The sequence below is a fragment of the Gilliamella sp. B2923 genome (assembly GCF_026536565.1).
In the GTDB taxonomy this organism is placed as follows: Bacteria; Pseudomonadota; Gammaproteobacteria; order Enterobacterales; family Orbaceae; genus Gilliamella.
Genome location: NZ_JAFNNZ010000001.1, coordinates 516,739 through 528,518, shown reverse-complemented (window position 1 = coordinate 528,518; position 11,780 = coordinate 516,739). Strand labels below are relative to the sequence as shown.

Annotated in this window: 9 protein-coding genes and 1 pseudogene; 6 read left to right on the top strand and 4 right to left on the bottom strand. The window is 35.9% G+C overall.

Annotation, left to right across the window (positions count from 1 at the left end; translation table 11 throughout):
• Positions 1-46: 46 nt before the first annotated feature.
• Both J3U42_RS02310 and J3U42_RS02305 read left to right on the top strand, forming a co-directional pair.
• Positions 47-1,594: a YjjI family glycine radical enzyme gene (locus tag J3U42_RS02310; RefSeq protein WP_416380427.1), complete on the top strand. Its 1,548-nt coding sequence runs from the start codon at positions 47-49 to the stop codon at positions 1,592-1,594.
• Entirely contained in the window at positions 1,569-2,438 is an 870-nt protein-coding gene (locus J3U42_RS02305) for a YjjW family glycine radical enzyme activase (RefSeq protein WP_267335274.1), read from the top strand. Before J3U42_RS02310 ends, J3U42_RS02305 begins: the two co-directional genes overlap by 26 nt.
• Positions 2,439-2,655: 217 nt before the next feature.
• Here J3U42_RS02305 and J3U42_RS02300 read toward each other — a convergent pair whose 3' ends face one another.
• Together J3U42_RS02300 and J3U42_RS02295 are read right to left on the bottom strand one after the other, a co-directional pair.
• Positions 2,656-4,125, bottom strand: coding sequence for a hypothetical protein (locus J3U42_RS02300; RefSeq protein ID WP_267335272.1), 1,470 nt, complete (start codon positions 4,123-4,125; stop codon positions 2,656-2,658).
• Positions 4,126-4,827: 702 nt separating this feature from the next.
• Positions 4,828-6,996, bottom strand: a pseudogene (locus tag J3U42_RS02295) (Tex family protein); the annotation flags it as partial.
• A gap of 44 nt (positions 6,997-7,040) precedes the next feature.
• On the opposite strand from J3U42_RS02295, the gene greB reads away from it, so the two are divergent.
• The 3 genes from greB to J3U42_RS02280 all read left to right on the top strand — a co-directional run bounded on the left by greB (position 7,041) and on the right by J3U42_RS02280 (position 8,942).
• Entirely contained in the window at positions 7,041-7,523 is a 483-nt protein-coding gene (gene greB, locus J3U42_RS02290; protein WP_267335269.1) for a transcription elongation factor GreB, read from the top strand.
• A 156-nt stretch (positions 7,524-7,679) separates the two neighbouring features.
• Positions 7,680-8,771 (top strand): YcbX family protein, encoded by a 1,092-nt coding sequence (locus J3U42_RS02285; protein ID WP_267335267.1) that lies wholly within the window; start codon positions 7,680-7,682, stop codon positions 8,769-8,771.
• A 12-nt stretch (positions 8,772-8,783) separates the two neighbouring features.
• Entirely contained in the window at positions 8,784-8,942 is a 159-nt protein-coding gene (locus tag J3U42_RS02280) for a hypothetical protein (RefSeq protein WP_267329823.1), read from the top strand.
• 63 nt (positions 8,943-9,005) lie between these two features.
• Here the strand turns inward: J3U42_RS02280 and J3U42_RS02275 are convergent, their stop codons facing one another.
• Together J3U42_RS02275 and ilvC are read right to left on the bottom strand one after the other, a co-directional pair.
• Positions 9,006-9,587 (bottom strand): cell division protein ZapC, encoded by a 582-nt coding sequence (locus J3U42_RS02275; protein ID WP_220217749.1) that lies wholly within the window; start codon positions 9,585-9,587, stop codon positions 9,006-9,008.
• Between the two features lie 295 nt (positions 9,588-9,882).
• Positions 9,883-11,361 (bottom strand): ketol-acid reductoisomerase, encoded by a 1,479-nt coding sequence (ilvC, locus tag J3U42_RS02270; RefSeq protein ID WP_220217750.1) that lies wholly within the window; start codon positions 11,359-11,361, stop codon positions 9,883-9,885.
• A gap of 177 nt (positions 11,362-11,538) precedes the next feature.
• Between ilvC and J3U42_RS02265 the strand changes: the two genes are divergently transcribed.
• The gene (locus J3U42_RS02265) at positions 11,539-11,775 is read left to right on the top strand and encodes a YhdT family protein (protein ID WP_220217751.1); all 237 of its coding nucleotides are present in this window, start codon (positions 11,539-11,541) and stop codon (positions 11,773-11,775) included.
• Positions 11,776-11,780 lie beyond the last annotated feature (5 nt).

The following is an 11,780-nucleotide window of genomic DNA, read 5'->3' as shown; positions in this document are numbered from 1 at the left end:
ATATTAACAAGATTTTAATATACTTGCTTTGTGCACTGAGGTAATTATGCAAATGAATGAATTTCAACAAAACTGTTATGATATTGTCACCGACCCCAATTTATCACCTAAACAAAAAGCCAATTTACTGGCATTAGCGGCGGAAAATAATTTACCTTATGTTGATTTAGATAGCGAAACACAAAATGCCCTTAATGAGCGAGTGATTTGTGATATGTACGAAGGCCATGCGCCTTACAAACCTCGTTATGTCCTGCCGGATTATGCAAAATTTCTTAAACAAGGGTCTGAGTATTTAGAACTTGAGCCGGCCAAAAACTTTGATGATGCAATAAATATGCTGACCATTGCTTATCATCATGTACCGTCTGTCACCGGTATGCCCGTTTATCTGGGTTGTTTAGATCAAGTATTACTCCCTTATGTGGGTGATTTAACCGAAGATGAACTTTATCAACGATTAAGACATTTCTGGATAATGTTAGATCGTAATTTGCCCGATGCCTTTATGCATGCAAATATTGGTCCTTATGATAATATCATCTGCCGTTTGATCTTAAGAATTGATCGAGAACTTAAACAAGTTGCGCCTAATTTAACTTTTATTTATGACGAAGATATCACGCCGGAAGCATTATTATCCGTTGCGATTGAAAACATTTGTGAAACGGCTAAACCACATATAGCCAATAATAAGATGATCAAAAAAGATTTTGACGAAAAAGGCTATGGCGTTGTCAGCTGTTATAACTCTCTACCAATTGCCGGAGGGGGCAGTACCCTTTCAAGAATTAACTTAAAAGAAGTTGCGCAACGCAGTAAAAATATTGAGGACTTTTTACAAAATAGTTTACCTTTGTACTGCCAATTACAGCTAAACTTAATCAAAGCCCGTTCAGCATTTTTGTTTGAAAAATCGAACTTCTTTCAAAATAGCTTCTTAATCAAAGAAGGGCTGATTGATGCTAACCGATTTGCGCCAATGTTTGGCATTTACGCCATGGCAGAAGCAGTTAATATTCTTCAGGAAAAATCGGGCTTTAGCGGTCGCTATGGTCAGGATGAAGATGCCAATGAATTAGCGACCACAATATCAAAACAGCTTGCTGATTTTGTCGAGACTCATGATATTAAATACGCATGGAAAGGCAAAGCAATGCTCCATGCCCAATCCGGTATTAGTACTGATAGAGGCGCCACACCGGGATTACGTATTCCTTATGGTCATGAGCCAGATCCGGTTACTCATATTATGGCGCTTTTTAAACATCACCATTACTATACTTCTGGCATTAGTGATATTTTAACGATCGACGAAACGATTAAAAATAATCCTTCAGCGTTATTACAGATTTGTAAAGCAGCATTTAAGTTTGGTTTTCGTGAATTTACTGCCAATATCAGTGGTAACGATCTTGTTCGGGTAACAGGCTACATGGTGAGATTATCTGATATTAAAAAATATAAAGAAGAAGGTTCCCGTATCAATACCACGTTTTTAGGTAGCGAGGCTGCACAAGATACAGTGAATAACAGTTATTTATGCCGCACACCACGGGTTATAAGTCATGAACAAGTCATGGGCAATCGTTAATAAACTTTTACCCTTTTCATGTGTTGACGGGCCAGGAAACCGATTAGTTATATTTTTACAAGGATGCAATTTTAAATGCTTAAATTGCCACAATCCCTATACCATATCATTTTGTCGGGATTGTGGCGATTGTGTGACTACATGTCCACACCAAGCGCTAACATTCAGTAATAATAAAGTTATCTGGCAAAGCTCCGCTTGCCAACAATGCGATACTTGTATAAATACTTGTTTATACCATTCAACGCCGATGACTTATCGTTACAGTGTTGAAGAGATTTTAATCATCATTCGCAAGTATCTGCCCTTTTTAAATGGCATAACCCTCAGTGGTGGTGAAGCAACGCTACAATTACCCTTTATTGAAAAGCTCTTCACAGCGATTAAACAAGCCGATGATTTAAAACACCTTAGCTGTTTTGTTGACAGTAATGGCTATCTTCCCCAACTGGGCTGGCAAAAAATAGCCAATGTCATGGACGGCGCCATGATTGATCTTAAAGCATGGGATAATCAAGTACATGTTGCTTTAACCGGTAGAGATAATGTAAGAGTTAAACAGTCGATTGAATATCTTGCAAAAATCAATAAATTGTATGAAGTTCGATTTCTCATCATTCCCAAACACACCGACTTACAGGACAATGCCAAACATTTAGCCAATTTTTTAAAGCAGTTCGATGCTAATATAAAAATTAGAATTAATGCATTTCATAATCATGGTGTTAGTGGTGTAGCCAAAACATGGCAAAGCGCATCAAAACAGCATATCGAAAATTTTGCTATGGAGTTAAAACAATTTGGTCTAGAAAATATTGTTTTGCCAGCGGTTTATTTATCATAATAGCGTTTTTTTAATGAGTGTGTGCCTAATAAACCATTAACAGACTTATTATAAAAATTCCAAAATAATGGCTTAAATTTTTTACCCCATGATATTATTGAAATAAAAATGAGCAGGTTGAAAACCTGCTCATTTGATTAACAGCAAAATCAAAGATTAATATAAATCATTAATATCTGTTTTGATTTTTTAAAAAATAGCAAATTGTATATCAACGTTAATATTTAACACATAAGGTATATGCTATATCTGGTTCAACAATAATATTACCTTCTACCATCCCTACACTGTAATATCGATAATTACCTAATCCATCTTTTAGCGATGATAGTTCACTGGTAAAATAGAAATCATAATTGATTAAACTTCTTAAATTTGGCGCACCAGACATCATATCTCGCCCAATATAATCAAGTGGCGAATAAAAGTAGACTTTACCCCATTCTGGCAATAATCCTTCACCGATTGCTCTTCTATATCCATTATTTTTTACATAATAGAAATCATTATTTGTTGGAACGGTAGCTAAAGGAGAATTTGATAACTCAGCTCGTATTGGTAATCTATCATTATTATTTTGACAATATGTATTTGCGCTTTGCCAATTGCCCACCAAGTTATTTGTAAAATATAACCAATGTTTTATAGAGAAAGTGTAATAAAACTGTGCTAACGTTCGATTATTGGTAACTAATATTACAAATTTATCATCTTTAGCTGGTACATTTTCGGTAAATTTAAATTCACTTTTAGAATCAGCGTTTGAAGCACGAGAAGTACTAATTAGTGAATTATTCGGATTTTTAACCAAGGTATAACTATAATCTGAAATTGGATTTACCGGCACAATTCTAAAACGTGCATCCGGGAAACCATATGTTGGGAAGTAATTGCCGTTTTGATCTTTAGCGGTGGCCTTAAAACCTTTATGCATAGTAAATTGGTCTACGTTATAAGGAACATCAAGATCTATCGTATCAGCACCATAAGGAGCATAGTTATCCCCTTCATCCCAGCCATTGTGCATAATCAGGGCCAATACACCAGGCCTAATATAACAGATACCATCATCAGCACTGACTTGAAATGTTTTAGAGACTTCTCTAGGTTCTGATTGGTTAGGATCACCGTACTGGGTTTTAGCAATAAATTGAACCGTTATTTTTAGCGATAATTTAGCATTAGCCGTAGATGAAGTGCACACATCACTACCCAGCGGTGCGGTGGAATCAGAAGGAATAACATTATTATTTTGATCTCGCCATTCTGCATTGATATTTTGTATGATAAAACTATCGACAGCAGCAAGTTTATCGCCATCCACATCATCGATATCACTATCATTTAATTTTGAAGTATCGATACTAAATGAATAAAGACTCGGTGAACTACTGTAGGCAACAGAGATCTTATCATCAGCACCCGGTGAGACAATCGCCGGATCAAGGCCGTCAATTTTTAGTTGGAATTGAATTCCGTTTAAAACTTTTGTATCAGCACTAGGAAGCACATCAGGTGGATTACCGTGAATATATTGCTCAGTAGTGGCGGCAACAGATAATCCCGCAAAAGAGCTATGGCAAAAAAAAACTAAAAAAGAACAGACGGCAATATTTAATATTAATTGCATCGAATAAAATTTTTTCGAAACAGAGATATCACTATTCATGCTAATTCCTCTACTCATAAACTTCTCCGTAAGTTGGAATAAGATTATTGACTTGAAGCTTTAGTGAACAACACAATTTTCAAGGGATTAATAAAAATTGTTACCGATTACATTTATAATTTGTTAAAAATAGCTTATAAGCAATTAAACTATGACAAACTCGCTAAATTTCATCCATATAAAGGCTTGATCTTATTGAATATTTTCAACAACCGTTAGGTCGTGTTAAAACAGTGTAATATTCCAGTGTCGTAAAAAACTAATTTAAGAATATCAAAAATAAGGCGTGCTAAATAAAGAAGATTAGGTTGAGTTGGTTTAACTAAAATCACCAACTTTTTATAGTATATAATAATATGAGTAATATGGAATAGTTAAATAGAGATTTATTCAAATTTTATTGGATTAATATAAATATTGGTTAATAAAACCGCCAATAAACTAGACAAGATTATTTAACGGGCTTTATTTTTAATCATCACATTGTTAGTTAGCAATTTCGTTCAAATATTATCAAATTCACGCTGAACCATAAGGCGGTTAATACCGCCCTGTGGTTTTACAGAGTAAATTTTAGCGTCTTTATTTTCCTTTTCTAAAGGCAGCAGCAAAAGCATTACCCATTGCACTATTTGTCATCGACGTAGATTGTGCGCTTTTGGTATTGTTAGCCGATTTGTTCATTTTAGGTTTAACCCCTTCAGATTTTGACGCTGTTGGATCATCAAGTCGCATCGATAAAGCAATACGTTTGCGGGCAATATCGACTTCAATCACTTTCACTTTAACAATATCACCGGCTTTAACAACTGTTCTTGGATCATCAACAAATTTATCCGATAGCGCCGAGATATGAACTAAACCGTCTTGATGTACGCCAATATCAACAAATGCACCAAAGTTTGTGACATTGGTGACAGCGCCTTCCATAATCATACCAATTTTTAAATCTTCCATGGTTTGAATATCATCGGCAAACTGAGCTGTCTTAAATTCAGGTCGTGGATCGCGACCCGGTTTATCAAGCTCTTTAATAATATCGGTGACGGTCGGTACACCAAAATGGTCATCGACATAATCAATAGCATTTAAAGATTTAAGGTAATGAGTATCGCCCAGAATCTCTTTTAAAGATTTATGGTTTTTTTCTAAAATTCGCTCAACCACCGGGTAGGCCTCAGGGTGAACAGCTGATGCATCAAGAGGATTCTTACCGTCCATAATTCGCAAGAAACCGGCACATTGTTCAAACGCTTTAGGACCTAAGCGGGAAACTTTTAATAGCTGTTTACGATCGTCAAATTGACCATTTTCATCACGCCATTGAACAATATTTTGCGCAATGACTTTATTTAATCCGGCAATACGTGCAAGTAACATAACCGATGCCGTATTCAAATTCACCCCAACAGCATTAACACAATCTTCGACCACTGCATCCAGTTTTTTCGCTAATTGAGTTTGACTAACATCATGTTGATACTGCCCTACGCCTATAGATTTTGGATCAATTTTAACCAGTTCAGCAAGTGGGTCTTGTAAACGACGAGCAATCGATACTGCACCACGAAGCGATACATCCAGATCAGGAAACTCTTGCGCAGCAAGTTCGGATGCAGAATAAACCGAAGCGCCAGCTTCACTGACTATGACTTTTTGCCCTTTGACTTCAGGGTATTTTTTTTGCACATCAAGATAAAAGCGTTCTGTTTCGCGCGATGCAGTACCATTACCTATTGCCACTAATTCTACTTGATATTTGATACAGAGCGCTGCAACAACCATTGCGGCTTTATCCGCTTGTCCGGTATGAGGATAGATAGTTTCAGTGGCAATTAATTTACCAGTTGCATCAACAACCGCAATTTTCACCCCGGTACGCAGTCCCGGATCCATGCCCATGGTCACCTTCATACCCGCTGGTGCCGCCATTAACATATCATGTAAATTGGCAGCAAAGACATTGATAGCTTCTTCCTCAGCATTTTCACGTAAGGTAGTCATTAATTCTGTTTCCATGTGCATCAAAATTTTAATACGCCATGTCCAGTTTATGACAGCTTTACGCCATTTATCTGCTGGTTGATCATTGAAATGGATCCCTAAATGCTCAGTAATAATTTGTTCGCAGTAGCTCTCTTTTGGCGTTTCTTCAAATTGCGGATCGGCATTAAGTGAAAGTTGTAAAAAGCCTTCATTACGCCCTCTAAACATCGCTAAAGCACGATGAGAAGGCACTTTTGAAATCAATTCACTTTGGGCAAAATAGTCACGGAATTTTGCCCCTTCTTCTTCTTTACCAGCGACGACTTGTGAAACCAAATGTGCATTATTCCATAGATAATGCCGCACTTTAGCAAGCAGCGCTGCATCTTCGGCAAAGCGTTCCATAAGAATATAACGAGCACCGTCTAAGGCCGCTTTCGTGTCAGCGATTCCTTTATCCGTATTTAAAAAGTTTACCGCTTCACTATCAGGATCAAGTGACGGATTTTCCCATAAAGTATTTGCTAAAGGTTCAAGTCCCGCTTCAATTGCAATTTGCCCACGTGTTCGGCGTTTAGGCTTATAAGGTAAATAAAGATCTTCAAGTTCAGTTTTACTCAGTGTTTGGGTAATTTTTTGACTCAGTTCTGGGGTGAGTTTTCCTTGCTCCTCAATTGACTTTAATATGGTTTGTTTACGATCTTCAAGCTCTCGCAAATAACCTAACCGACTGTCTAAAGTACGTAATTGGGTATCATCTAACCCACCGGTTACTTCTTTACGATAACGTGCAATAAAAGGAACAGTGCTTCCCTCATCTAATAATTGAATGGCTGATAAAACTTGTTCTGGTTTTACAGTCAGTTCACCCGCTATAATATGACTTATTTGATTATTTATCATGGTATCTCTATTTATTTTGTCGATTAACGGAATGTAATCTTATTATGCAAAAAGCTAATTATATAACAAGAGAGGGCTACTTGGCACTCGATCGTGAATTGAAATATTTATGGAAAGAAGAAAGACCGCGTGTTACTCAAGCTGTTTCTGATGCGGCAGCACTAGGCGATCGTAGCGAAAATGCCGAATATATTTATGGAAAACGACGATTACGTGAAATTGACAGACGAGTAAGATTTTTAACTAAGCGTTTAGAGATATTGACTATTGTCGATCCGGATCCAAGACAAGAAGGCAAAGTCTTTTTTGGTGCATGGGTAAAGTTGGAAGATGAATCGGGTAACACGCAAATTTACCGTATTGTGGGAGCCGATGAATTTGATCCTAAAAAAAATTGGATTTCAATTAATAGTCCTGTTGCCAGAGCGTTAATTGGTCATAAAGTTGATGATGAAATATCAGTAATGACACCTAATGGCAAAGCTTATTTTTTTATTTTAGAAATTAGCTATACTCAAATACTTTAATATATTAACCATTTAATCGATGAAAATTAGGGATAAGTTTTAGACGATCTTGCTAGGTAGTTATTCAATTATTTATGGGCGTATTATCTACTGCCTATAAATTAAAATGAATTCGGTTTACAATTAAGATCATCGTTACTCATCACTTTATTTATTATGAGCGCTGTCAGTCAACTATTTATCTATCCTATTAAATCGCTTGCAGGTATTCCCCTAAATACATCGAATGTCGTTGAAGGGGGATTTAACTTCGATCGTGTATTGATGATTAGTGAACCTGACGGAACATTTATTACTGCAAGACAATTTCCTGAGCTTTTAAAACTAAAAACAGCTATTGTTAATAACAATATCGTTGTTTCAACACCGTACGATGAATCAATCACGATTAATTTCGATGAATTTTCTAAAAGCAATGAACCTACAGAAGTTTGGGGTAATCATTTCACTTCACATATAGCACCAATTAGTGTAAATCAATTTTTTAGCCAATTGCTACACAAAGATGTACAACTTCGTTGGGTTGGGCGACAATTATCACGCAGAACCAAGCGCTATCAAGATGTGCCGGTAAGTTTTGCTGACGGCTACCCTTATCTATTATTAAATGAAGCATCTTTTAATTATCTTCAAAAGCAGTGTCCGGAAAAATTAGATATTCGCCAATTTCGGGCAAATATCATTATCAAAGACGCACTACCTTTTGCCGAAGACGGCTGGAAAACGATCAAAATTGGCGAAGTGATTTTTGATATTGTAAAGCCCTGCACTCGCTGTGTGTTAACTACGATCAATGTCAATTCCGCTAAACCGCTTGCCAACAATGAGCCGCTTAATACTTTGCGTTATTTTCGATCTGATGATCAAGGGCAGATCGATTTTGGTATGAATATGATTGCTCGAAATCAGGGTACTGTATCGATTGGTGATAAAATTGAGGTACTTGAACGCCAACCAGCTAAAAACTATATTAAAAACTTTCCTAAAGAATCAATAAAAGACTATCAACCTTGTACAATTACTTTCCAAGATAAAAAAATTAAAGGTAATAATCAGCAAACAATTTTAGAACAACTTGAACAACATAATATTTCAATTCCTAACTCTTGTCGGGCTGGTGTATGTGGTCGTTGCTCAGTATTATTAACAAAAGGGAATGTAAAACCTTTAACTCAATCAGCGATTAAACAAAATAAACATATTTTAGCCTGTAGTTGTGTTCCAAGAGGTGATATCACTATAGAATAGAAAAATAATGATATGAATGCTCAATCCATAGTCGGTTGGATGTTTACTCAACATTTAGACTTGTGGGAAGCTGGAAGGGATTATTTACAAAAAGCAGCAGATCAAGGTCTTATTGATGCAAAAATAGGTTTACAGCTAACGTCGGATAAAAATCCTTTTATCATGTATTAAACAATAAAAGATAAGTTTTAAAGGGTAAATGGGTAGTAAACTACCCATTTTAAACTAGGTTAATTAAGAAATAGCTTTTAATTTAAACTGCTCATCATCCAAAGCTATGGCGTTTTCTGTTTTTATGAATGACTTAGCTAAAGCTAATCTATCATTCATCACCTTAATTGCTTCTGAAAAATAGAAGGTTTTGTTCATAGCAATGAACGTAGGTTGCGCAATAATGCAAAGCGATGCACTTTCTCCAGCTTCAACAACCAATAAACATACTCGTTGACCTGATTCTTGCAAGTTTACTTCAACAATATCAGCAACTTTCGGATTATACAGCATAGGTTGCTGAGAAAAATACCAACTCTTAGGCATTTGTGGTTTTAAAAAATTTGAAGCTACGATTGCATTGATTGATAATTCAATTTTTTGAGAGTCACTTAAAGCTAAAGATTGGCAACTATCATAAAATAGATAATAAGCCGTAGCATCACCTACCGAAAACGAAAATTCAGTAAAAACGTCGGGTATCAACATTTTACTGGAATAGCAGGAACGGAATAACATATCAGACGAAACTTCAAGCATCAAGCTATCATATTCGCTATCAAAAAACCAACGCCAACTATCTGTTGGTCGAAAAGTCATTTTCATTGACATGTTTCCCTGTTAAGTTGCATTAAAATTAGGCAAAAGATAACATAAATATTAAAAAAAATAAATATAAAATTAAAATAAAAAAATTTTAATTATTTAATTTATAAAAGTTTTAATTAAATTTTAACAGGATCCAAATGATCTAAGTTGGATCTAAAATTGGATCTTGGATCCAACTTAGATCATTCTTTTTTATACTTAAACACCTATATTTTCTGAAAGTTCTTGACAAGCATTTTTAGACATAAAAAAAGGCGCCATTAAGCGCCTTATACAGTGAAAAGTAAATTAATTAACTTGCAACATTAATACGTTTCATATCAGTCATATAGCTACGTAATTTGCGCCCGATGATCTCAATTGGATGGTTGCGGATCTCATCATTAACATCACGTAATAAGGCATTATCTACGCTGCCTTCCGGGATCGCTTTACCTAAATCACCAGCTTGTAAAAGTGGCATGAATTTTTCTTTCAATAACGGCACGGCTGCATTTGAAAATAGGTAGTTACCATATTCAGCAGTGTCTGAGATTACCACATTCATTTCGTATAAACGTTTACGGGCAATGGTATTTGCGATCAATGGTAACTCATGTAATGATTCATAATAAGCCGATTCTGGTAAGATACCGGATTCAAGCATAGTTTCAAAAGCAAGTTCTACACCAGCCTTAACCATTGCGACCATAACAACACCTTGATCAAAATAAGCTTGTTCATCAATTTTACCTTGATATTCAGCGGCTTTTTCAAATGCGGTTTCCCCAGTTTCTTTACGCCATTTTAATAGATTTGCATCATCATTAGCCCAGTCTTTCATCATAGTTGATGAAAATTCGCCTGAAATAATATCATCCATATGTTTACGATAAAGATCGGTCATTACAATTTTTAATTCTTTAGCCAAAACATTGGCACGTAACTTAGCAGGATTAGATAAACGATCCATCATTAGCGTGATGCCACCTTGTTTTAATGCTTCAGTTATTGTTTCCCAGCCAAATTGTAATAATTTACATGCATAAGCTGGATCAACACCTTCAGCAACAAGCTTATCAAAGCAAAGTAAAGATCCGGTTTGCAACATTCCACAAAGTATGGTTTGTTCACCCATTAGATCTGATTTAACTTCAGCAACAAAAGAAGATTGTAAAACACCAGCACGATGCCCACCGGTTGCCGCAGCCCAAGCTTTGGCGATCGCTAAACCTTCACCTTTTGGATCATTTTCCGGATGCACAGCGATCAAAGTTGGTACGCCAAAGCCACGTTTATACTCTTCACGGACTTCAGTTCCCGGGCATTTTGGTGCCACCATAACAACCGTAATATCAGAACGAATTTTTTCGCCCACTTCGACAATATTAAAACCATGCGAATAGCCTAATGCGGCACCTTGTTTCATAAGTGGTTGTACCGCTTGTACCACAGCTGAATGTTGTTTATCCGGTGTTAAATTGATAACCAGATCGGCTGTTGGAATTAACTCTTCATAACTGCCCACTTTAAAGCCATTCTCGGTCGCTTTTTTCCAAGATGCTCGTTTTTCAGCAATTGCTTCTTTACGTAATGCATAAGAGATGTCTAATCCTGAATCACGCATGTTAAGCCCTTGATTCAGACCTTGCGCACCACAACCAACAATAACAATTTTTTTGCCTTTTAAAAAATCAGCTTCTGATGCAAATTCATCACGAGCCATAAAACGACATTGACCTAATTGATCTAATTTTTCACGTAAATTTAAGGTATTAAAATAGTTTGACATTATACTCTCCATGAGTTGAATAACAGGTAATCGATTTTTTTACACTATATAGTAAATTTATAATTGCGAAAATTGATATATTTAGAATATTATGTTGCATAAGTTGCAATATACTTGCTAAGTTAAATACTTTCTTTTACTCTAAGCCACCCAAAATGAATAGGCCAAAACTTAAATATGGATACACGTTATAAGCAAGCAAATAAAGAAGCAAAACTTTCATTGCTATTAACTATTTTCTATCTTATTGCATGGAGTGTTGGCGCTTACTGCGTTAAGGATAAAATGGGCTTATTAGGTCTGCCATTATGGTTTGAATTATCGTGTATATTGGCACCTGTTGGTTTTATTTTATTGTGCTTTATTATTGTAAAATCTCAATTTAAAAATATCTCTCTGGAACAAACTAAGTGATTAAA

Bases quoted from the DNA above. Each gene is read 5' to 3' on its own strand.
- J3U42_RS02310 (WP_416380427.1), top strand. From the start codon at position 47: ATGCAAATGAATGAATTTCAACAAAACTGTTATGATATTGTCACCGAC.
- J3U42_RS02305 (WP_267335274.1), top strand. From the start codon at position 1,569: ATGAACAAGTCATGGGCAATCGTTAATAAACTTTTACCCTTTTCATGT.
- J3U42_RS02300 (WP_267335272.1), bottom strand. From the start codon at position 4,125: ATGAGTAGAGGAATTAGCATGAATAGTGATATCTCTGTTTCGAAAAAA.
- greB (WP_267335269.1), top strand. From the start codon at position 7,041: ATGCAAAAAGCTAATTATATAACAAGAGAGGGCTACTTGGCACTCGAT.
- J3U42_RS02285 (WP_267335267.1), top strand. From the start codon at position 7,680: ATGAGCGCTGTCAGTCAACTATTTATCTATCCTATTAAATCGCTTGCA.
- J3U42_RS02280 (WP_267329823.1), top strand. From the start codon at position 8,784: ATGAATGCTCAATCCATAGTCGGTTGGATGTTTACTCAACATTTAGAC.
- J3U42_RS02275 (WP_220217749.1), bottom strand. From the start codon at position 9,587: ATGAAAATGACTTTTCGACCAACAGATAGTTGGCGTTGGTTTTTTGAT.
- ilvC (WP_220217750.1), bottom strand. From the start codon at position 11,361: ATGTCAAACTATTTTAATACCTTAAATTTACGTGAAAAATTAGATCAA.
- J3U42_RS02265 (WP_220217751.1), top strand. From the start codon at position 11,539: ATGGATACACGTTATAAGCAAGCAAATAAAGAAGCAAAACTTTCATTG.